This is a genomic window from Pseudomonas sp. Y3 TE3536 (assembly GCF_053629175.1).
This window is the reverse complement of record NZ_JBRJHU010000001.1, coordinates 3,809,490-3,830,312: the sequence shown is the minus strand read 5'-3', so window position 1 is coordinate 3,830,312 and position 20,823 is coordinate 3,809,490. Positions and strand designations below refer to the sequence as shown.

Below are 20,823 nucleotides of genomic sequence, written 5' to 3'. Positions count from 1 at the left end.
GCCTGCGCCTGACAAGCCTACAAAAGTGAACCTGTAGTCTCTCTGCACAATTGCTGGGCCAAAAGCCCCAGGGTAATCACCGCCCGCTCGGCCTCTTTGTTCCACGGGATGCCGCAGTTAAGCCGGATGCAGTGGTTGAATTGCTCGGTGTTACTGAAGATCAACCCCGGCGCGATACTGATGCCCTGCTCCAGCGCCCGCACATGCAGGTCCTGGGTATTGACCCGCCCCGGCAGGCTCACCCAGAGAATGAAACCGCCGGTAGGCCGGGTCATCTGCGTGCCTTCGGGGAAGTGCTGCTGCACCGCCAACTGGTAAGCACTGAGGTTCTTGCGGTACTCCTGGCGGATGTAGCGCAGGTGCCGGTCATAGCCGCCGTTTTCCAGGTAAGCGGCCACCCCCATCTGCGTCACGCTGCAGGCCGAATGGGTGGTGAAGGTCTGCAGGCGCTGGATTTCGTCCTGGTACCGCCCCGCCACCATCCAGCCGACACGCACCCCCGGCGACAAGGTCTTGGAAAAGCTCGAGCAGTAGATCACCCGGTCTAGCCGGTCGAACGCCTTCAGCGCCTTGGTCTTGCCTTGTTCGAACATCAGTTCGCCATAGATGTCGTCTTCGACGATCTGGATATCGAAGTCCGAAGCCAGGCGCAGCAGCTGTTTTTGCCGCTCCTCAGGGATGGTGCCGCCCAGCGGGTTGCTCAGGCGCGACGTCAGCACCAACGCCTTGATCGACCACTGGTTGGCGGCCAACTGCAAGGCTTCCAGGCTGATCCCGGTGGACGGGTCGCTTGGAATTTCGATCACTTTCAGGCCCAGCAGGTCAGCCAACTGCAGCAAACCGTAGTAAGTCGGCGACTCGGCGGCGATCAAGTCCCCCGGGCGGGTCAGCACGCGCAGCGACATCTGCAAGGCATCGACGCAGCCATGGGTGACGATGATTTCACGCGGGTCGACCAGCACACCGGCATCGCGCATGCGGATGGCGATCTGCCGGCGCAGCGGCTCGAAGCCTGGGCTGAACATGTAACTGAACGCACGTGGGCTATGGAAGCGGGTCACCTTGGCAATCTGCTGGTGCAGGGCGCGCACCGGCAGGTAATCCACATGAGGCACCGCAGCACCGAACGGAAACACGCCGTCGCGGCGCGCTTCGGTCAACACCTGCTGAATGATGCTGGCCCGAGTCACCAGGCCAGGGCGCTCTACCCGGGCGATATCCGGTGTTTGCGCGGTCAAGGCTGGGGTCTGGTGAACGTAGTAGCCCGACTGCGGGCGCGCGCGGATCAGCCCCTGGTCTTCAAGATTGGCATAGGCCTGCAGCACCGTGGCGTGGCTGACATTGAGCTGGGCGCTCATCTTGCGCACGGAGGGCACGCGCTCGCCCGGCTGGTAGACACCGCGGCGGATGTCCTCGGCCAGTTGCTGGGCGATACGCTGGTAAAGCAGCAGGTTGGTCATGGCGATATCTCGACGCGCGGACGGGCTCGTTATTGTTGTGCGACTCACTGACGGCAGAGAATACCGTAACAGTTGCGAAGTGTACTGGGACAGATTGCAGAATAGCCAACACTACAGTCGCGTGACAGTACCCCAGCGCAGGAACTCACCCACTCACCGATAATCGGTGTAGGAGCAGCCTTGTGCTGCGAAGAGGCCGGTAATAACAGCACAATTCTCTAGGGCTGCTACCGGCCTCTTCGCAGCACAAGGCTGCTCCTACAAGGGTCGGGGATCAACGCGCGGGGGCGAGCTTGCCTTTGTCGTCAGAAAAGACGATTTCTACCCGGCGATTCTGCGCCCTGCCCCGCTCCGAGGCATTGGCTTCGATCGGGTACTGGTCACCATAGCCTTCAACCTGCAGACGCTTTTCGTCGATGCCCAGGTCCACCAGCATGTCAGCCACCGCCTGCGCACGATCACGCGAGAGCTTCAGGTTGTCTTCCGGGGCGCCGGTGCTGTCGGTGTAACCCTCGATACGCACCACACGGCGCGGGTTGAGCTGGAGGAACTGCACCAGTTTGAGCACCGTACGGCTGGCCGAATTCTTCAGGTCGGCACGCCCGGTATCGAACAGCACATCGCCCAAGGTCATCACCAGGCCACGGTCCGTCTGCTCCGAAGCCAATGCGGCAATCTGCGACTCGACCCACTTGCCTTGCTGCTGCACGCTGGCAAGCTTCGCTTCACGCAGCGCCAATTGCAGGCGTTGGCGCTCCAGGTCGAGCTTGGCCAGGCGCTCCTGGTTCAATGCAAGCTTGGCATGTTCGCTGGCAATTTCGCTGTAGCGCTGGCTCAGGTAGGCGTAGTGGCGCACATCGGTACCGGTGCCGATATAACTGGACAGGCGCTCGGCCCGCGCCAGCGACTCACCGGCACGAATTACATCGCGCGGCGCACTGCGCAGCACGTCGGAGTCGTCTTTTACCTTCTGGAAGGTGGCACTGGCTTCATCCAGCGCCGCCTCGCTGCGATGGCTGGCGCACCCGTGCAAGCCTGCCGTCAACGCCAGCAACACCAGCGCCGTCATAGGTGTATGGCGCATCATGGCTGCACCTCCAGCTGTTTGCGCAGGCGCGTAACCCGCGATTGCAGCACTTGCAGCTGCTCTTCACTCTTCTGGTTCAGCACCTGGGCCTCGGCCAGGCGTGCATCCAGCTCGGCCTGCTCGGCACGCATGCGCGCATCGCGAAAATCTTCGGTAAGCATGTTGGTCTTGGCCCGGGCCAGCTTGTCTTCGGCCAGCTTGAGCGCCTCGACCTGCTCGGTGGCGCCAACGGCCTTGGCCTGTTCCAGCGCCTGCTCGGAAATGCGCAGTTGCTCGTTCGGCGCCGGGTCGTTGGCGCAACCCGCCAGGCCGAGCATGGCCAGAGCAAGGAATAGTGGTTGGATTCTCACGCAATCTTCCTAATGTTTGGGGGCGTCCAGCGGCACCTGCATCTGCGCCTTCCAGCGCTCGACATTTCGTTGCAGCACAGCCTCGGACGCACCGGAGATCGGCAATTCTGTCAGTTTTTTCGCCAATTGCCCACGCAACCAGCTGTCATTGCACGCCGAGTTGTGCGACACGGCCAGGTACAGCCCTGGGCGATCGACTGGCAGGCCGCGGGCAATCAGGTCGTTGCTCATGCCCAGGCTCTGGGTCATGGCCATGCCGGAATAGCGCCCGGCGAGCACATAGTCCACCTGCCCCAGCACCAGTTTCTGGAATGCCTGGGTCAGGTTTTGCGCAGGCTGCAACTTCAGATGGGCTTTGGCGAACGCTTCAAAGGCCGGCGTGAGACGCGCGCGCTCAGACAAACTGCCCTGGTACTTGGCCAGGTCTGCCGGGCCATCGAAGGCCAGCTCGGCGTCATGCCGCGTCCAGACCAGGTATTCGTTCAACTGCAACGGCGGGTGGATGTAGTCCAGTGCGGTCAGCTGGCCGACCTGCAGGGGCGTATCGAGCAGCAGGTCCATTCGCCCACTGCGCACTTCTTCCAGCGCCTGGTCGCGTCGCCCTGCACTCAGCACGTCCACTTTCACACCCAGCTCACTGGCCACCTGCTGCAACAGGTCGACATTGGCGCCGATCAGGTGCTTGGGGTCTTTCGGGTCCTGCCAGGAATACGGGGGCGCATCGGGGCTGCCGGTCGCGACCAAACGTTCGCACTTGCCTGCCGCCATCGCGCCGGGCGCCAGCAACGCCGCCATGCATGCCAGCACCCCGCCTGCTTTACGCAGCACCATTGCTCACTCCTTGTATTGCTTGGCCCGGACCATCAGGTACACGCCGCACCTGTAGGAGCAGCCTTGTGCTGCGAAAGGGCCGGCATGACCAACAAATTTTTGTGGCTGTGACTGCCTCTTCGCAGCACAAGGCTGCTCCGACAGGAACCGCGACAAGCACTGCATCGGAAAAGGCCATAAAAAAACCCGGCCCTCAGTACGAGGGCCGGGCTTCTTTATAAGTGAAGCAGGCGGATCAGACCAGCTTTTCCAGCTCCGGAACCGCTTCGAACAGGTCAGCGACCAGGCCGTAGTCGGCCACCTGGAAGATCGGCGCTTCTTCGTCCTTGTTGATCGCAACGATCACTTTGGAGTCTTTCATGCCGGCCAGGTGTTGAATCGCGCCGGAGATACCGACGGCGATGTACAGCTGCGGTGCGACGATCTTGCCGGTCTGGCCGACCTGCATGTCGTTCGGCACAAAGCCTGCGTCGACTGCGGCGCGCGAGGCACCGACGGCGGCGCCGAGCTTGTCGGCCAGGCTGTACAGGTGCTTGAAGTTGTCACCGTTGCCCATGCCACGGCCGCCGGAAACGACGATCTTGGCAGCGGTCAGTTCTGGGCGGTCGGACTTGGCCAGCTCTTCACCGACGAAGGTGGAGATACCGGCGTTGTGCGCAGCGCCAACAGTTTCGACAGCAGCGGAACCGCCTTCTGCAGCAACGGCGTCAAAACCGGTGGTACGCACGGTGATGACCTTGACCGCAGCGCTCGATTGCACGGTGGCAATGGCGTTACCGGCATAGATCGGGCGCTTGAAGGTGTCGGCCGATTCAACCGAGATGATCTCGGAGATCTGGTCGACGTCCAGCAGTGCGGCGACGCGCGGCAGGATGTTCTTGCCGTTGGTGGTGGCCGGGGCCAGCACGTGGCTGTAACCCTTTGCCAGCTCGACGATCAGCGGCGCGACGTTTTCTGGCAGGACGTGGGCGTAGGCTGCGTTGTCAGCAACCAGTACCTTGGCAACACCCGCGATCTTGGCAGCAGATTCGGCAACGCCGCCGACGTTCTGGCCAGCGACCAGCACGTGCACATCACCACCGATCTTGGCGGCTGCGGCGACAGTGTTCAGGGTGGACGGGGCTACAGCACCGTTTTCGTATTCAGCGACAACCAGGATAGTCATTTAGATTACCTTCGCTTCGTTCTTCAGCTTCTCGACCAGTTCGGCCACCGACTTGACCTTGATACCTGCGCTGCGTGCAGCCGGCGCTTCGACTTTCAGGGTCTTGTTGGTGGAAGCGAGCGATACGCCCAGCGCGTCTGGCGTAACGGTCTCCAGCGGCTTCTTCTTGGCCTTCATGATGTTCGGCAGCGACGCGTAGCGCGGCTCGTTCAGGCGCAGGTCGGTGGTGACGATCGCTGGCAGGCTCAGCGATACGGTCTGCAAGCCGCCATCGATTTCACGGGTGACGTTCAGCTTGTCGCCAGCGACTTCAACCTTGGAGGCGAAGGTGCCTTGGGCGTAGCCGGTCAGCGCAGCCAGCATCTGGCCGGTCTGGTTGTTGTCGCTGTCGATGGCCTGCTTGCCGAGAATGACCAGCTGTGGCTGCTCTTTGTCGACAACGGCTTTCAGCGCCTTGGCCACGGCCAGCGAATTCAGCTCATCAGCGGCTTCGACCAGAATGGCACGATCGGCACCCAGTGCCAGCGCAGTACGCAGCTGCTCCTGGGCAGTGGTCGGGCCGACGGAAACGACGACGATCTCGGTCGCAACGCCCTTCTCTTTCAGGCGTACGGCTTCCTCAACGGCGATTTCGCAGAAGGGGTTCATGGACATCTTGACGTTTGCAAGGTCGACGCCGGAGTTGTCCGCTTTGACGCGAACCTTGACGTTGTAGTCGACCACTCGTTTGACAGCTACAAGAACCTTCATGGATTCCTCGTTACTCTCCGGTGAATAGAAAGTCGCCTGGGGACATGCCCGGCGATGCGCGTGGGTACAAGGGCACCTCTAAAAACGTACCGGGAGAAGCAAACTTCAAGGTGACCGAGCAGTCTTGTCGCGACGCTTGCGGCAAATACCCGCGGGTCATTTTCTGTGGTGGCGTGTAAACTCCACTACATACCGTGAATTGGCCCGAAAGCCTTACTCCACACCTGGTCTTTAGAGGTGTACCTGCGCCCGGCGGTAAGCCTACGGCGAACGTAAAACCGCTCGTATCTTGACCGCAACACCCAATCCGGTCAATACGGCAAATCGGTCACCCTCCAGCCGTACGCCTGTGATTTTACTGGCCTGCGGCAAATTCAAACAAACGTTTGTATTGGACCCGCCAAGTGGTGTAGATATAATGCGCGGCCAAGACAAAACGGTGTAGTCCATCCTCTGCGCTGCTACAGCTCCGCTCCCGTGAAGCGCGGTGCGCATGATCACCCCACACCCATAAGACAAAGCAACAGCACGAGCCTTGATGAGTAGGAGAGAACCAGTGGAACGCGAATACATGGAATTCGACGTGGTCATCGTCGGCGCCGGCCCGGCGGGGCTGTCCGCCGCCTGCCGCCTGAAGCAGAAGGCCGCCGAAGCCGGTAGCGAGATCAGCGTCTGCGTGGTCGAAAAAGGCTCCGAAGTCGGTGCGCACATCCTCTCCGGCGCGGTGTTCGAGCCGCGCGCACTGAACGAACTGTTCCCTGACTGGAAGGCACTCGGCGCGCCGCTGAACACCGAGGTCAAGCGCGACGATATCTATGTGCTGAAGGATGCAGGCAGCTCGACCAAGGTCCCCGACCTGTTCGTGCCCAAGACCATGCACAACCACGGCAACTACATCATCTCCCTGGGCAACCTGTGCCGCTGGCTGGCCCAGCAGGCCGAAAACCTGGGCGTTGAAATCTACCCAGGCTTCGCTGCCCAGGAAGCGCTGTTCGATGAAAACGGCGTGGTGCGTGGCATCGTCACCGGCGACCTGGGTGTCGACCGCGAAGGCAACCCGAAAGACGGCCTGTACACCCCTGGCATGGAACTGCGCGCCAAGTACACGCTGTTCGCCGAAGGTTGCCGCGGCCATATCGGCAAGCAGCTGATCAAGCGCTTCAACCTCGACAGCGAGTCCGACGTCCAGCACTACGGCATCGGCCTCAAGGAAATCTGGGAAATCGACCCAAGCAAGCACGAGCAGGGCCTGGTGGTGCACACCGCAGGCTGGCCGCTGGACGTGATGAGCACCGAAAACACCGGTGGTTCGTTCCTCTATCACCTGGAAAACAACCAGGTGGTGGTGGGCCTGATCGTCGACCTGTCCTACAGCAATGCCTACCTGTCGCCGTTCGATGAGTTCCAGCGCCTCAAGCACCACCCGGTGATCAGCCAGTACCTTGAAGGCGGCAAGCGCATCAGCTACGGCGCCCGCGCCTTGGCCAAAGGCGGCATTAACTCACTGCCGAAGATGGTCTTCAACGGCGGTGCGCTGATCGGTTGCGATTTGGGCACCATGAACGTGGCCAAGATCAAGGGCAGCCACACGGCGATGAAGTCCGGCATGCTTGCCGCTGAAGCCGTTGCCGACGCCTTGATCGCCGGTAGCGAGGGCGGCGACCAGCTCAATGGCTACGTCACCGCGTTCAAGGCCAGCTGGCTCCACGAAGAATTGTTCGCCAGCCGTAACTTTGGCCCGGCCATGCACAAGTTCGGCCCACTGCTCGGTGCGGCATTCAACTATGTTGACCAGAACTGGTTCGGCGGCAAGCTGCCCTTCACGCTGCACGACACCAAGCCGGACTACGCCTGCCTCAAGCTCGCAGCCGACTCGAAAAAGATCGACTACCCGAAACCGGACGGCAAGCTCAGCTTCGACAAGCTCAGTTCGGTATTCCTCTCCAGCACCAACCATGAAGAGGAACAACCCTGCCACCTGAAGCTGACCGACCCGAACATCCCGATCGCCAGCAACCTGCCGCTGTACGACGAGCCGGCCCAGCGTTACTGCCCTGCCGGCGTGTACGAAGTGGTCAGCCAGGATGACGGCAGCAAGCGCTTCCAGATCAACGCGCAAAACTGCGTGCACTGCAAGACCTGCGACATCAAGGACCCCGCCCAGAACATCACCTGGGTAACCCCTGAAGGCGCCGGCGGGCCGAACTACCCGAACATGTAAGGCCCCCTGCCCTTGCGGCACTAAAAAGCCCCCGCCTCGTCAGAGCCGGGGGCTTTTTGCTGCCTACCTGCATCAGGCAGTGCGTACTTCTTCGAACAGTTCCGGGTGGCGATCCAGCAGTTTGAACAGCTTGACCAACGCCACGGGTGGCCTGGTTTTACCGTTTTCGTAACGGGAGAACGCATTGACGCCACCCCCGAAGATCTCCCCTGCTTCACGCTGGTCGAGATCGAATTTCTTGCGCACTGAGACGATGAAACCCGGGTCGACCGCCGCAGCGTTGACCTGGCGATTGAACGCCGACATCAGGTCACTGATGCGCTGAGCTTCATCCATACTCAGCACACTCTCGCCGCATGCAGCGCAGTAATCGCCGAAGACATCGGGAATTACAGTTGCCTCACCTTTATACCGGTATGGCATGTCATGCGCCTGTGCGACTAGCTCCGCTCCTCCACACATCGGGCATTTCATATCAAAGCTCCTTGAATGACACGATCAGCAGATCATCAATCACCATTAACTTGAGATAGACCCTACCAACAGTAGTTTGGGGGCGATAGACATCTTGCCAAAGGCGGTGATCATGGTAGGTCGTCATGCTTTTATAGAAATCCTTGACGGACAAGCCACGAACGATGTCGACGATGTCAAAGGGCCCTAAACCCAACGCCAGCGCTCCCTGCGTCGCCGATTGTGTTGTATTGACCTTGCCCTGGTTCAACAGCACTCGCACCCGATCGAGTGGGCAATGAGGCGTTCTCTTTTCCATGAGAAATTAACCTTCCAGGTTAAATTTGGCTAATAGGTTATTCCAATAGCCCCCACCCGGAAGTCTGCCTCACCACTTGCCAGTCGCTAGTGGGTCATTTGTCACCGCACATGATTGGCATGGGCTCCGCCGCAAACGCCAAGGGCTCGCGACGCCCGAAGTACAGGGCAGTGAGCAGCCCCACCATGCCCATGATCAGACAAAACCCGACACATACCCATGGGCTCCACGGCATCAAGGCGATCAGCGCCAGCGGCGTGGTGCTGGCCCACAGGGCATAGGCGACGTTATACGTGAAGGAAATGCCCGACACCCGAATCTGCGCAGGGAACAGCCCGACCATCACCGACGGCACCACGCCCACCACGCCACAGCACAGCCCTGCCACGGCATAAGCCAGCCAGGTTGCGCCCCACTGGCCCACCAGGCTTGCATACAACACACCGATGCCCAGCGGCAGCAGCAGGCTGTAGATCATCAGGGCACGCCAGGCGCCCAGGCGATCGACCAGCAGGCCGGCCAGCACACAACCGATATTAAGGAAAACAATGCCCGCACTGCTGAGGGCAAAGGTGTGCCCGGCAGTCATGCCAAAACGCTGTTGCATCACCGTCGGCGTAATCACCACCAGCACCACCACCGCCGACGTCAGCACACAGGTCAGCAGCGCCGCTGGGATCAGCGCCCGGCGATGCTCGCCCAACACGCGCCGCAGCGGGAACGCCACCGGCTGCTCCTGGCGCTCGCGCAAGGCCAGGAACACGGGCGTTTCGCTGAGCCACCGGCGCAGCCACACCCCTATCACGCCAAACACCCCACCCAGCAGGAAGGGGTAGCGCCAGGCATGGTCGAGAATTTCTTCGGGGGTAAACACCTGTGCCAGCAGCGTGGCCGTCAGTGCGCCCAGCAAGTAACCGAAGGTAAGCCCAGCCTGCAAGAAGCCCAGGGCATAGCCCCGTCGCCCAGGTGGCGCATGCTCGGCAACGAACGTCCAGGCACTGGGCACTTCGCCGCCGACAGCCGCCCCCTGCAGAATGCGCAGCGCCAGCAGGATTAACGGCGCCGCGTAGCCGATGTCGGCGTACGTCGGCATCACACCGATCAGCAGGCACGGCAGGGCCATCATCAGGATACTCAGGCTGAACACCCGCTTGCGCCCCAGATGATCGGCGAAATGCGCCATCAGGATACCGCCCAGTGGCCGCGCCAGGTAACCAGTGACGAAGATCCCGAAGCTTTGCAGCAAGCGCAGCCATTCAGGCATTTCTGGCGGGAAAAATAGCTTGCTGAGGGTCAGGGCGAAGAACACGAAGATGATGAAATCGTAGATTTCCAGCGCGCCACCCAGTGCCGCCAGGCCCAAGGTCCGGTGGTCGCCACGGCTGAACCGTGGCGGGCGAGCGGTATCGATGGCAGTCATGGCAGAGTCCGCAGATCGGCAAAGGGCAAGAGGATAGCAAATAGCTGCCCCCTTGCCCCGCCCACATCGGCGCTAGCGGCTGAAGACCGTGTGCGCGAAGTTCACCCGCGGGCGCGGGTGCAGCGCGCTGGCGGGCACGGCAGCTGGCAGGGGCAGCTTGCCGACCAAAAGCGGCGCATCGATGATCGCCATGAACGATTCCAATGCCTCGTTATCGGGCGCTTGCGGCAGGCTCACGCTCACGGATTGGCGCTCGGTTTGCGGCACCGAAGGCACTTGCAACTGCTGGGAGTGGTAAAGCAGGGCGTGCTGGATTTGCGTACTCACCCGGCAGAAACGCGCCAGGTCGACGCCGACGTGGCTGGCCAGTTCAATATTGCCAAGCAACAGATGAAAAGGCTGCAAAGCAGATTGCACCAGGCGTTGCAGCTCCTCGAAGCTGTCCACGGGCGCAATCCGGTAATAGCCCAGGCCATTGAGCAACTTTTCCAGCTGCAAGCGCTGGCTGGGGTGCTCGTCGGCGATGAGGATGCGCAGGGTCTTGTTTGCCATTTTCGGACCTGGGCAGTTAGGTAAAAAGGGACACTCCCTGACCATACTGCGCCAGTAACGGCAATCGCCAAAGCTTTGCCTGGCTGGGGTCTACCTAGATAGTTGTCGGGAAACCTGCATAAATCAAGTCGATGCTTGACGGAATTTTCATTTCTCTTTCACCAGACTTTCAGGATTCCCACTCGCGCATGCGCACACGGCAGTGCTTCATGGCATTGACGATGTGCTTTTCCACCACACTGCGTGACACCCCCAGGTGCTCGGCAATCTGCTGATGCGACAGGCCATCAAGCTTGCGCAACAGGAAGCAGTCGCGGCAGACCTTGCCCAGTTCATCCAGGGCGCGCTGCATCAGCGCCAGGCGCTGATCGAGCTGCATGTCATGGGTGGGCGCTGGGCTATGCCAACGCTCGTCGCTGTCGAGCACCTCCAGTGGCTCGGCCTGGCGAACCTGATGCCGTCGGTGACGGTCGACCACCAGGTTGAGCGCGGTACGGTACAGAAAGGCACGCGGGTGCTCGATCCGTTCCGCATCGGTGCGCTCCAGCACCCGCAGATAAGCATCGTGCGCAACGTCTTCGGCCGCCTGACGACTGCCCAGGCGCGCGGAAAGGAAGCCCACCAGTTCGCGATAGTAATGTTCCACGACGTTACCTGAGAGGGCCCTGCTGCTTTTTCTGAAAGCCTTTTCACAAAGCTGTGCAGGACCGAAGTGATGTCAACGTGCGATCTTACAAATTATAATTATTCTCAGCAACACGACATCCTCCTGCCCTGTACGCTAAATCCCGCCCGCTAGCCTTCGTCTATCTGGGACCTCAGTGCGCGCCGCTTTTGCGCTGCGCGTGGCCTTCACTCCTGGCTGGAAGTCTGCATGCGACGTTTACCCCACACCCGCCGTCGGCTACTGCTCAGTGGCTTGGCCCTGCTGAGCCTGGGCAGTTTGCTGGCCTGGAAGACCCTGCCCTTTGGCGCGCAGCCGATCAGCACAGTCGCCGTCACCCGTGCCGACATCGAAAGCAGCGTGACTGCCCTGGGCACCCTGCAGCCGCGGCGCTACGTCGACGTGGGCGCCCAGGCTTCCGGGCAGATCCACAAGCTGCACGTTGAAGCCGGTGACCAGGTACGCAAAGGCCAACTGCTGGTCGAGATCGACCCGTCCACCCAGCAAGCCAGGCTAGACGCCGGGCGTTACTCGATCGACAACCTCAAGGCACAACTGGCCGAGCAACGTGCACAGTTTCAACTGGCCCAGCAGCAGCTCAAGCGCCAGCGTGACCTGGCGGCCGCCGGTGCGACCCGTGACGAAGACGTGCAGACGGCCGATGCCCAGCTCAAGGTGACTCAGGCCCGCATCGACATGTTCCAGGCGCAGATTCGTCAGGCCCAGGCCAACCTGCGCAGCGACGAGGCGGAACTGGGCTACACGCGCATTTATGCCCCCATGGACGGCACCGTGGTAGCGGTCGATGCCCGAGAAGGCCAGACCCTCAATGCCCAACAGCAGACCCCTCTGATCCTGCGCATCGCCAGGCTTTCGCCAATGACCGTCTGGGCCCAGGTGTCGGAAGCCGACATCGGCAAGGTCAAGCCCGGCATGACCGCCTACTTCACCACCCTGGCCGGCGGCAAGCGCCGCTGGACCAGCACGGTCCGGCAGATCCTGCCGATCCCGCCCAAACCGCTGGACCAGAGCAGCCAGGGCGGCGGCAGCCCGACCAGCGCCACCAATGGCACCACCGGCAGCCAGGTGGTGCAGTACACCGTGCTGCTGGATGTCGACAACCCGGATGGCGCCCTGATGGCCGAGATGACCACGCAGGTGTTCTTTGTCGCCGGCCAGGCCAGCCAAGTGCTGACCGTGCCGCTTGCCGCACTGGACGACAACAATGGCTTGCGCCTCGCCCGGGTACTCAACAGCAAAGGCGAAGTGGAACAACGCCAGGTCCAGACCGGCCTGAGCGACCGGCTGCGGGTGCAGGTCCTTGACGGCCTCAGCGAAGGCGAGCGCCTGGTGATCGGCGCCCCCAGCGTCAGCGGAGGTTGAATGACTACGCCCCTGATCGAACTGATCGACATCCGTAAATCCTACGGCGGCGTCGATACCCCCAAGGTCGACATCCTCCAGGGCATCAGCCTGCGCATCCACCCCGGCGAGTTCGTCGCCATCGTCGGCGCCTCCGGCTCCGGCAAATCGACGCTGATGAACATCCTCGGCTGCCTCGACCGGCCAACCGCTGGCAGCTACCACTTTGCGGGCAAGGACGTGGCCGAGCTGGACAGCGACGAACTGGCCTGGTTACGCCGTGAAGCCTTTGGCTTCGTCTTCCAGGGCTACCACCTGATCCCCTCGGGTTCGGCCCAGGAGAACGTCGAGATGCCGGCCATCTATGCCGGTATCGCCGCCAGCGAGCGGCACGCGCGCGCCACCGCCCTGCTCACCCGCCTGGGCCTGGCCAGCCGCACGGGCAACCGCCCGCACCAGTTGTCCGGCGGCCAGCAACAACGCGTATCGATTGCCCGGGCACTGATGAACGGTGGCCACATCATCCTCGCCGACGAACCCACCGGCGCGCTCGACAGCCACAGCGGCACCGAAGTCATGGCGCTACTCGACGAACTGGCCAGCCAGGGCCATGTGATCATCCTGATTACCCACGACCGCGACGTGGCGGCGCGGGCGCAGCGGGTCATTGAAATCCGCGATGGCCTGATCATCAGCGATTCGGCCGCCGAGCAGCCACCGCCCCCCACACGCCAAGGGCTGCAGGCCGACGACCTGCGCCAGCGCCTGGGCCGCGGCGCCACCCTGCGCGGGGCCTGGAAAGGTGAACTGGTCGAAGCCCTGCAGGCCGCCTGGCGAGTGATGTGGGTCAACCGTTTTCGCACCGCCCTGACCCTGCTCGGCATCGTCATCGGGGTAGCCTCGGTGGTGGTCATGCTGGCCGTCGGCGAAGGCAGCAAGCGCCAGGTCATGGCGCAAATGGCGGCGTTTGGCTCGAACGTGCTCTACCTCAATGGCAAGCCGGCAACGCTGGGTGAACAGGCCGGCACCATCACCCTCGACGACGTCGCGGCCATCGGCGAGCTGCCACAGGTCAAGCACGTCATGCCGGTGATCGGCGACAAACTGATGGTGCGCCACGGCAACAACAGCCAGCAGTTTTATGTCGGCGGCAACAACATCTGGTTCCCGGAGATCTTCAACTGGCCGGCGGTCGAGGGCACCTTTTACACCGAGGCCGACGAAGCCAGTGCCGCGCCTGTGGCGGTGATCGGCCAGAAGGTGCGGGAAAAGATGCTGGACCTTGGGCGCGACCCGCTGGGGCAATACATCCTGATCGGCAATGTGCCTTTCCAAGTCGTCGGCATTCTGGCCGGTAAAGGCGCCAGTTCCGGCGACCAGGACAGCGACGGGCGCATCGCGGTGCCCTACTCCGCCGCGGCTATCCGCCTGTTCGGCCAGCGCGACCCAGACTACATCGCCGTCGCCGCGCACGACTCCACCCGGGTCAACGAAGCCGAAGTGGCCATCGATCACTTGCTGCGCCAGCGTCACCAGGGCCGTCAGGATTTCGAGCTGACCAACGACGCAGCACTGATCCAGGCCGAAGCACGCACGCAGAATAGCCTGTCGCTGATGCTGGGGGCGATTGCCGCGATTTCGTTGTTGGTGGGCGGCATCGGGGTGATGAACATCATGCTCATGACCGTGCGCGAGCGTACTCGTGAGATTGGCATCCGCATGGCCACCGGCGCGCGCCAGCGCGACATCCTGCGGCAGTTTCTCAGCGAGGCCGTGATGCTGTCGATGGTCGGCGGCGTGGCCGGCATCGTCCTGGCCCTGGCCATCGGCGGCGGCCTGATGCTGGCCGAGGTTGCCGTAGCCTTCGCCCTGCCTGCCATATTCGGCGCGTTCGCCTGCGCTGTCGTCACCGGCATCGTGTTCGGCTTCATGCCGGCCCGCAAAGCCGCCCGACTCGACCCGGTCAAAGCCCTTACCAGCGAATAATCCATGACCTTGCCAAGCCGTATCAGCCTGTTGACCTTGTGCCTGAGCCTTGCCGCCTGCAGCACGCCGCCCACGCCTGACAGCGGGATTGCCGCGCCGCACGCCTGGCAAGGCGAGGCCGCGCCGTCATCCACCGAGCTGCCATCAGCACAGTGGTGGCGCGCGTTTGCCAGCAGCGAGCTGGACCGCCTGGTCGAGCGTGCCCGGCTCAACGCCTATGACCTCGCGGCCGCCACGGCGCGTGTGCGCCAGGCCCAGGCCCAGGCCGTCATCGCTGGCGCGCCATTGCTGCCCGAACTGAACCTGGGCCTGGATGGCAGCCGCCAGCGGCTGTTGAAGGGTGAAGGCAACGACCAGCTGGACGTCAGCAGCAGCGAACGCACCAGCACCGCGTTCGACCTGAAACTCAGCGCCAGCTACGAGATCGACTTCTGGGGCGGCCTGCGCGCAGCACGGGCCAGCGCCTTGCGCAGCCTCGATGCCAGCCGCTTCGACCGGCAGACGGTCGAGCTAACCTTGGTCAGCGCCGTGGCCGACAGCTACCTGCAAGGCCTGGCCCTGGAAGCGCAACTGAACATCGCCCGGCTCAACCTGCGCAATGCACGTGACGTGCTGGGCCTGGTCGAAGCCCGCCAGCGCACCGGCTCGGCCACACGCCTGGAACTGGCCCAGCAGCGCAGCCTGGTGGCCGCCCAGGAACGGCAAGTGCCGTTGCTCGAACAGCAGTGGCAAGACAGCCGGGTCACCTTGGCGACGCTGCTCGGCGACCCGGTGCAGGCCCTGCCGCCCAGCCGTGAAGCGTTCGATGCGCTGCAGTGGCCGTCCATTGGCAGCGGCGTCCCTAGCGAACTGCTGGCCCGTCGCCCCGACATCGCCGCCGCCGAAGCGCGGCTGGCAGCGGCCAGCGCCAACGTACAGGTGGCCAGGGCGGCGATGCTGCCCAAGCTGACCCTAGGGGCCAACCTGGGCAGTGGCGCCAATACCTTTGCTCATGTGCTCGACAGCTCTTTTTATACCCTCAGCGCCGGGCTGGTCGCGCCGATCTTCAACAACGGCCGGCTGCGCGCTTCTCGCGACCTGGCCGAGGCCGAGCAAGCTGAGTTGCTGGAGACGTACCGGGGCAGCATCCTGGCCGGTTTCGCCGATGTCGAGAAAGCGCTCAATGCGATTCACGGCGTGGACCGCCAACGCCGGTGGCAGGACGAGGAAGTGCAGGAGGCGCGCCTGGCTTTCGAGCTGGCCCAGCAGCGCTATGGCGCGGGCGCCGAGACCCTGCTCAGCGTGCTTGAAACCCAGCGCACCCTGTACCTGGCCCAGGATCAGCAGGCGCAGCTGCGCTTGGCACGGCTGCAAGGGAGTGTGGCGCTGTACAAGGCGTTGGGGGGTGGGTGGAAGGTTGAGCGGTAGTGTAGGGCGATGGATTTGCTGCGGGTTTAAGATCGAGCGCCGCCCGCGCGGCGCATCGCGAGCAACGCTCGCTCCTACGTTTGTTTCGGGCCAGTTATTCCTGGGACAAATGCGCGCGACCGCCTTGGCGCATGGCGCGATATCGCGTCGAACAAACAAGGCGGTCGCGTGCGCCTGTCACAGGCGTTATTGGCCAAAAACAAACGTAGGAGCGAGCGTTGCTCGCGATGCGCCGCGCGGGCGGCGCTCGATCTAAAACCCACCGAAAATCCCTCCCCCTAAACCCCAGGCCTCCACACCATCACGATCAAAGCGACCGCTGCGCCACCTTCAGATTGCGCGCATACCAAGGCCGCTGGGGCACCTTCGGCCGTAACTTACCGAACAGGTCTTCATCGCTGTAGATGATGCGCAAAGCCAGCTTCATCGTCTCCGGGTCCATCTCGACGCTGCGCCCCGGCCGCAAGCCCGGCACCGTCGAGCAACCATGGGTGTCAGGCCCTAGCCAAGGGTCCGACACTTCGACCCAGCGCCCTGGCGCAAACCAAGGCACGCCATTGACTTCCAGGCGCCGCAACTCGCCGGGGTGAACCCGCTCATGGGCGCGGAACCAGTCCTCGATGCGGTCATCGATCCAGCCATGAAAGTGCCAGAACACCGGGTTTACATGGGATGAAAACGGGTCACCCAGAAAGTCGTTTTCGGCCGCAAACCAACGCGCTGCAAAGTCGTCAGGCGTGCGCGCCGTCGGCACCGGCATGCCGTTGGCCGGGTCACGCGGCACCGAAGCCCAGCGCATGTGCAGCCAGTCATGCAGGCCCAGCTCCACCTCTGAACCGAACTGGCCCAGGGTCAGTGTGCTCAGGTAGTCCGGGTCGCTGTAACGCGACTCCCAGACCTGGAAGTTGCCATGGTAGGTATCCGGGTTCTTGATGTCGCGCACCCACTGGGTGTATTCCGCATCACCACTCGCCAACCAGGTGGGCGGCAAGGCGTTGCCGTCATGGTTGTCCCAATAGCGGGCGAACCCGGCACGGTCGCGCTCAAGCTCCGGTTGTGGCTGCGGAAACCGCGTCCATGAAGGCAGGTCCTGCAAGGCACGGGCACTGCCAAGCATGTGCCGGTGCATGAAAAAGAAATCCTCACCCGAACCGTTGCGATCCTTGTGACGGCCGCGCGCGTCACGCTCCCGATCACGCGGCCCCGGCTGCCAGCCCAAGCCGCGCAGGGCGGCTTGCTTGTCTTTGTCCAGCTTGTGCCATTTGTCACGCGAGGAATGCCACAACTGGTGGAACAGTCGGTGCTCCGGGGTGATCAACCAGGCCAGCAGTTGCGGGCTTAACGGCGTGCGCTCGCGCGCCTCGGGGAAGGTGTGTTTCAGCGCCAGAAAGTGGTTGTCTTGCACCGGCAGCGACAACGCTCGGTCCAGTGGCGCAATGCGCCCGTTGAGGGTCGCAGGCCCGGCATTGCCGAAGCGGCCCCAGACCTCGTCGATGACGATATGGCATTCGTAGCGGGCCTGCACCTCACCTGGCCGGCTCGAGAACAAGCGCCAGCGTAAAGTGCCCGGTTTGTCTGCCAGCAGGTCGCCCACCACACGGTAACGCGGCTGTTCATCGCTGCGTAGGCGCTCGGGGGTATCCAAGTAGCCGCGCAACGCCCGCCCACTGGGCGCAACATCCAGGAACAGCTCCAGCTCGCCCTCAGGCAACCCTTGCAGGCCCGCGTCCTTGCCATGCAAGGTCCAGCGCCAGATCCCGCGCAAGGTGTCACCCAACTGCTGCAGGTGCGTATCAGCCCGTTCGACGACCGCCTCGCCAGGGGTTTCCGGAAACGCCTCGGCGGCCCGCTGGCGCTGTACATACAACGCACCGGGCACCACCACGCCCGTCAATGCCACACCGGCGATGAACCCGCGTCGAGAAATCGTCATTGCAACTACCTGTGCATTTATTGCGGCCGTGGAGCACAGCCCGTCCAAGGCTAGAACGTTGTCCACACCGCGAAATTTACCGCTGCCGACGCAGGGGCGCCGCCACGGCTGGCTAAATTTCCACGGGGTGGGCTCGTTCACTCCAGGTAGCGGCGGCCTCTGTGCCCATCCCTCGACGGTGAACCTACTGAGACCAAGATGACGACTCCACGCTGGAAAAAAGCCCTGTTTATCAGCCTGGCCGCGGCCGTGACCGCAGGTGCCGGATTTGCCGCCTGGCACTACTTCACCACGCCGGCCGGCTACTCCAGAGAGGTGGTGCGCCAGGCCAACGACCTGCAGGAACGCATCATCTCGTTCGACAGCCATGTCACCCTGCCGCTGACTTTCGGCACTGAGGGCAGCGAGGCCGACAAGGATGGCAATGGCCGCTTCGACCTGGCCAAGGCCGCGCGCGGGCGGCTGTCTGGCGCCGCGCTGACGATCTTCGCCTGGCCCGAATCGTGGACCGGCGACGATGGCCCGCACCGGCCGACCGCAGGCTTCGTCGAAGCCGCACGCCACACCCAGGACGTGCGCTACAACGCCATCGACGCCATGGTCCGCGACTTCCCCGAACAGGTCGGTATCGCCTACACCCCGCAAGACATGCGACGCCTGCACGGCGAAGGCAAGTTCGCGGTGTTCCTCAGCATGCTCAATGCCTATGCCCTGGGCGACGATATCGACCAGCTCGACCGCTGGGCCGCCCGCGGCGTGCGCATGTTCGGCTTCAGCTACGTGGGCAACAACAGCTGGGCCGACTCTTCGCGCCCGTTGCCGTTTTTCAATGACACCGCCGATGCTTTGGACGGCCTTTCGCCAGTCGGCAAACGCGCCGTACAGCGCCTTAACGACCTGGGTGTGATCATCGATGTGTCGCAGATGTCGAGCAAGGCACTGAGCCAGGCGGTCAGCCTCAGCCGCGCGCCGGTGGTGGCGTCGCACTCTGCGCCACGCGCCATGGTCGACATTGCCCGCAACCTGTCCGACAAGGAAATGCAACTGATCAAGGACAGCGGCGGCGTGATTCAACTGGTGGCCTTCTCCACCTACCTCAAGCCACTGAGCGCGAAAACCCAGGACAAACTCAACGCCCTGCGCGCCCGCTACGACTTGCCGCCGCTGGCCAACCTCAACTACGCGCTGATGCCGGGTGACCCGGTCATCGCCGGCTGGCCCGAGCAGAAGGTGGGCCAGTACGCCAACGCGTTGTACGGCATCCTCGACGAAGAGCCACCGGCCACGCTCAAGGACTTCGGCGACGCCATCGACTACACGGTGCGCAAGGTCGGCATCGACCATGTGGGGCTGAGCTCGGACTTCAATGAAGGCGGCGGCATCGACGGTTGGCACGACGCAAGCGAAGCGCGCAACGTCACTGCCGAACTGATCACCCGGGGCTATTCCGAGGCCGATATCGCCAAGCTCTGGGGCGGCAACTTCCTGCGGGTGTGGGAGCAGGTGCAGCACGCCGCGCAACCCGCCACCACTTCGTCCCGATAACCCTGCGAGCGCCTTCATGAACGACCGCCGTACCTTCCTCAAGCAGGCAGGCCTGCTGGCCGCGGCCCTGCCCTTGGCCAGCCAGTTGCTGCCGGGCGCTCAGGCCGCGCCATTACCACCCGCTGGCAGCGACGCCTGGGCCGCCTTTCGCGGCCTGTTCGACCTGGACCCCGCCTACGCGCACTTCGCCAACTTTCTGATCACGTCACACCCAAAGCCGGTGCGCGAGGCCATCGAGGCCTTGCGTGCGAGCTTCGACCGCCACCCGGCGCGCAGGGTTGACTGGGACAGCCAGGCGGAGTGGAAGCAAGAGGCCGCAGTGCGTGAATGGGCCGGTCGCTACCTTGAGGTAAACCCCCGACAGATCGCCCTGACCGGCAGCACCACGGAAGGCCTGGGCCTGATCTATGGCGGCCTGAAGCTTGCACCTGGGCAGGAAATTCTCACCACCGTGCACGAGCATTCGGCGGCGCGCCAGACGATGAGTTTCCGCACTGCCCGCGATGGCACGCCGGTGCGCCGCTTGCGCCTGTTCGAGAACCCGTCACAGGTCAGCACCGACCAGGTACTCGGCACCCTGGCTGCGGCCATCAGCGCCAAGACGCGGGTACTGGGCATGACCTGGGTCCATTCGGGTAGTGGTGTGAAGCTGCCGGTGGGTGAGATTGGCGCACTGGTACGCGAGGTCAATCGCCAGCGCGACGAGAACGACCACATTATTTACGTGATCGACGGGGTACATGGCTTTGGCGTCGAGGACATGCGCTTTGCCGACCTGAACTGCGACTACTTCATCGCCGGCACCCACAAGTGGATGTTCGGGCCACGTGGCACCGGGATCATCTGCGCGGCCTCCACCGAGCTCAAGCAGCTGAACCCGACCATTGCCACGTTTTCCGAGAATGAAGACTTCGCCACCGTCATGACCCCAGGCGGCTACCATGCCTTTGAGCACCGCTGGGCGCTGGGCAAGGCATTCGAGCTGCACCTGCAGCAGGGCAAGGCGAATATCCAGGCGCGTATTCATGGGCTCAATGACTACCTCAAGCAGCGTCTTGAGGCGGTTGAAGCGGTCGAACTGGTGACGCCGCGCAGTGCCCAGTACTCGGCTGGGTTTACCTTTTTCAGGGTCAAGGGCCAGGATGCGGATGACGTGGCCGGGTATCTCAACAGCCAGCGCATTGTCGTCGATGCCGTGTCACGTGATGCTGGGCCGGTGGTGCGTACCGCGCCTGGGCTGCTGAACACCGAGGCCGAGATCGACCGCTTGGTCGATGTGCTGGGGCGGCGGGTGAGTTGATCTTGAAGAATGCGGGGG

General features: G+C 63.0%; 18 protein-coding genes. 6 read left to right on the top strand and 12 right to left on the bottom strand.

Annotated elements, in window-relative coordinates; genetic code table 11:
• Nucleotides 1-17: 17 nt before the first annotated feature.
• The 6 genes from AB7M33_RS17290 to AB7M33_RS17265 all read right to left on the bottom strand — a co-directional run bounded on the left by AB7M33_RS17290 (nucleotide 18) and on the right by AB7M33_RS17265 (nucleotide 5,643).
• Nucleotides 18-1,460, bottom strand: coding sequence for an aminotransferase-like domain-containing protein (locus tag AB7M33_RS17290; protein ID WP_027592882.1), 1,443 nt, complete (start codon nucleotides 1,458-1,460; stop codon nucleotides 18-20).
• A 274-nt stretch (nucleotides 1,461-1,734) separates the two neighbouring features.
• Entirely contained in the window at nucleotides 1,735-2,547 is an 813-nt protein-coding gene (locus AB7M33_RS17285; RefSeq protein WP_027592883.1) for an OmpA family protein, read from the bottom strand.
• Entirely contained in the window at nucleotides 2,544-2,897 is a 354-nt protein-coding gene (locus tag AB7M33_RS17280) for a DUF4398 domain-containing protein (protein ID WP_027592884.1), read from the bottom strand. The genes AB7M33_RS17285 and AB7M33_RS17280 overlap by 4 nt, the downstream gene beginning before the upstream one ends.
• Nucleotides 2,898-2,906: 9 nt before the next feature.
• Entirely contained in the window at nucleotides 2,907-3,728 is an 822-nt protein-coding gene (locus AB7M33_RS17275) for a substrate-binding periplasmic protein (protein WP_099428718.1), read from the bottom strand.
• Nucleotides 3,729-3,963: 235 nt separating this feature from the next.
• Nucleotides 3,964-4,893, bottom strand: coding sequence for an electron transfer flavoprotein subunit alpha/FixB family protein (locus tag AB7M33_RS17270; protein ID WP_027592886.1), 930 nt, complete (start codon nucleotides 4,891-4,893; stop codon nucleotides 3,964-3,966).
• The gene (locus tag AB7M33_RS17265; protein WP_027592887.1) at nucleotides 4,894-5,643 is read right to left on the bottom strand and encodes an electron transfer flavoprotein subunit beta/FixA family protein; all 750 of its coding nucleotides are present in this window, start codon (nucleotides 5,641-5,643) and stop codon (nucleotides 4,894-4,896) included.
• A gap of 538 nt (nucleotides 5,644-6,181) precedes the next feature.
• On the opposite strand from AB7M33_RS17265, the gene AB7M33_RS17260 reads away from it, so the two are divergent.
• Nucleotides 6,182-7,864, top strand: a complete 1,683-nt coding sequence (locus AB7M33_RS17260; protein WP_085272561.1) for an electron transfer flavoprotein-ubiquinone oxidoreductase — start codon at nucleotides 6,182-6,184, stop codon at nucleotides 7,862-7,864.
• A 72-nt stretch (nucleotides 7,865-7,936) separates the two neighbouring features.
• On the opposite strand, the gene AB7M33_RS17255 is transcribed toward AB7M33_RS17260, so the two are convergent.
• The 5 genes from AB7M33_RS17255 to AB7M33_RS17235 all read right to left on the bottom strand — a co-directional run bounded on the left by AB7M33_RS17255 (nucleotide 7,937) and on the right by AB7M33_RS17235 (nucleotide 11,254).
• Entirely contained in the window at nucleotides 7,937-8,338 is a 402-nt protein-coding gene (locus AB7M33_RS17255; RefSeq protein ID WP_265967939.1) for a type II toxin-antitoxin system MqsA family antitoxin, read from the bottom strand.
• A gap of 1 nt (nucleotide 8,339) precedes the next feature.
• Complete coding sequence (locus AB7M33_RS17250) at nucleotides 8,340-8,636, bottom strand: type II toxin-antitoxin system MqsR family toxin (protein ID WP_454243177.1); 297 nt, start codon at nucleotides 8,634-8,636, stop codon at nucleotides 8,340-8,342.
• A 94-nt stretch (nucleotides 8,637-8,730) separates the two neighbouring features.
• Nucleotides 8,731-10,056, bottom strand: coding sequence for an MFS transporter (locus tag AB7M33_RS17245; RefSeq protein ID WP_099454840.1), 1,326 nt, complete (start codon nucleotides 10,054-10,056; stop codon nucleotides 8,731-8,733).
• A 72-nt stretch (nucleotides 10,057-10,128) separates the two neighbouring features.
• Nucleotides 10,129-10,608 (bottom strand): response regulator, encoded by a 480-nt coding sequence (locus AB7M33_RS17240; RefSeq protein WP_027592892.1) that lies wholly within the window; start codon nucleotides 10,606-10,608, stop codon nucleotides 10,129-10,131.
• A gap of 169 nt (nucleotides 10,609-10,777) precedes the next feature.
• Nucleotides 10,778-11,254 (bottom strand): sigma-70 family RNA polymerase sigma factor, encoded by a 477-nt coding sequence (locus AB7M33_RS17235; protein WP_027592893.1) that lies wholly within the window; start codon nucleotides 11,252-11,254, stop codon nucleotides 10,778-10,780.
• Between the two features lie 228 nt (nucleotides 11,255-11,482).
• Here AB7M33_RS17235 and AB7M33_RS17230 point away from each other — a divergent pair, with 228 nt between their 5' ends.
• The 3 genes from AB7M33_RS17230 to AB7M33_RS17220 are packed head-to-tail and all read left to right on the top strand — an operon-like array spanning nucleotide 11,483 to nucleotide 16,027.
• Entirely contained in the window at nucleotides 11,483-12,655 is a 1,173-nt protein-coding gene (locus tag AB7M33_RS17230; RefSeq protein ID WP_099428715.1) for an efflux RND transporter periplasmic adaptor subunit, read from the top strand.
• Nucleotides 12,656-14,620 (top strand): MacB family efflux pump subunit, encoded by a 1,965-nt coding sequence (locus AB7M33_RS17225; protein WP_454243176.1) that lies wholly within the window; start codon nucleotides 12,656-12,658, stop codon nucleotides 14,618-14,620.
• Between the two features lie 3 nt (nucleotides 14,621-14,623).
• Nucleotides 14,624-16,027, top strand: a complete 1,404-nt coding sequence (locus AB7M33_RS17220) for an efflux transporter outer membrane subunit (protein WP_027592896.1) — start codon at nucleotides 14,624-14,626, stop codon at nucleotides 16,025-16,027.
• A 307-nt stretch (nucleotides 16,028-16,334) separates the two neighbouring features.
• On the opposite strand, the gene pvdP is transcribed toward AB7M33_RS17220, so the two are convergent.
• Complete coding sequence (pvdP, locus tag AB7M33_RS17215) at nucleotides 16,335-17,960, bottom strand: pyoverdine maturation tyrosinase PvdP (RefSeq protein WP_454243175.1); 1,626 nt, start codon at nucleotides 17,958-17,960, stop codon at nucleotides 16,335-16,337.
• 198 nt (nucleotides 17,961-18,158) lie between these two features.
• On the opposite strand from pvdP, the gene pvdM reads away from it, so the two are divergent.
• Together pvdM and pvdN are read left to right on the top strand one after the other, a co-directional pair.
• Nucleotides 18,159-19,505 (top strand): pyoverdine-tailoring dipeptidase-like protein PvdM, encoded by a 1,347-nt coding sequence (gene pvdM, locus AB7M33_RS17210; RefSeq protein ID WP_454243174.1) that lies wholly within the window; start codon nucleotides 18,159-18,161, stop codon nucleotides 19,503-19,505.
• Between the two features lie 16 nt (nucleotides 19,506-19,521).
• On the top strand, nucleotides 19,522-20,805 hold the full coding sequence (pvdN, locus tag AB7M33_RS17205; RefSeq protein ID WP_454243173.1) for a pyoverdine-tailoring periplasmic protein PvdN: 1,284 nt from the start codon (nucleotides 19,522-19,524) through the stop codon (nucleotides 20,803-20,805).
• The last annotated feature ends 18 nt before the right edge of the window (nucleotides 20,806-20,823 follow it).

Coding starts and splice junctions, on each gene's coding strand:
- AB7M33_RS17290 (WP_027592882.1), bottom strand. CDS start 1,460: ATGACCAACCTGCTGCTTTACCAGCGTATCGCCCAGCAACTGGCCGAG.
- AB7M33_RS17285 (WP_027592883.1), bottom strand. CDS start 2,547: ATGATGCGCCATACACCTATGACGGCGCTGGTGTTGCTGGCGTTGACG.
- AB7M33_RS17275 (WP_099428718.1), bottom strand. CDS start 3,728: ATGGTGCTGCGTAAAGCAGGCGGGGTGCTGGCATGCATGGCGGCGTTG.
- AB7M33_RS17270 (WP_027592886.1), bottom strand. CDS start 4,893: ATGACTATCCTGGTTGTCGCTGAATACGAAAACGGTGCTGTAGCCCCG.
- AB7M33_RS17265 (WP_027592887.1), bottom strand. CDS start 5,643: ATGAAGGTTCTTGTAGCTGTCAAACGAGTGGTCGACTACAACGTCAAG.
- AB7M33_RS17260 (WP_085272561.1), top strand. CDS start 6,182: ATGAGTAGGAGAGAACCAGTGGAACGCGAATACATGGAATTCGACGTG.
- AB7M33_RS17255 (WP_265967939.1), bottom strand. CDS start 8,338: ATGAAATGCCCGATGTGTGGAGGAGCGGAGCTAGTCGCACAGGCGCAT.
- AB7M33_RS17250 (WP_454243177.1), bottom strand. CDS start 8,636: ATGGAAAAGAGAACGCCTCATTGCCCACTCGATCGGGTGCGAGTGCTG.
- AB7M33_RS17245 (WP_099454840.1), bottom strand. CDS start 10,056: ATGACTGCCATCGATACCGCTCGCCCGCCACGGTTCAGCCGTGGCGAC.
- AB7M33_RS17240 (WP_027592892.1), bottom strand. CDS start 10,608: ATGGCAAACAAGACCCTGCGCATCCTCATCGCCGACGAGCACCCCAGC.
- AB7M33_RS17230 (WP_099428715.1), top strand. CDS start 11,483: ATGCGACGTTTACCCCACACCCGCCGTCGGCTACTGCTCAGTGGCTTG.
- AB7M33_RS17225 (WP_454243176.1), top strand. CDS start 12,656: ATGACTACGCCCCTGATCGAACTGATCGACATCCGTAAATCCTACGGC.
- AB7M33_RS17220 (WP_027592896.1), top strand. CDS start 14,624: ATGACCTTGCCAAGCCGTATCAGCCTGTTGACCTTGTGCCTGAGCCTT.
- pvdP (WP_454243175.1), bottom strand. CDS start 17,960: ATGACGATTTCTCGACGCGGGTTCATCGCCGGTGTGGCATTGACGGGC.
- pvdM (WP_454243174.1), top strand. CDS start 18,159: ATGACGACTCCACGCTGGAAAAAAGCCCTGTTTATCAGCCTGGCCGCG.
- pvdN (WP_454243173.1), top strand. CDS start 19,522: ATGAACGACCGCCGTACCTTCCTCAAGCAGGCAGGCCTGCTGGCCGCG.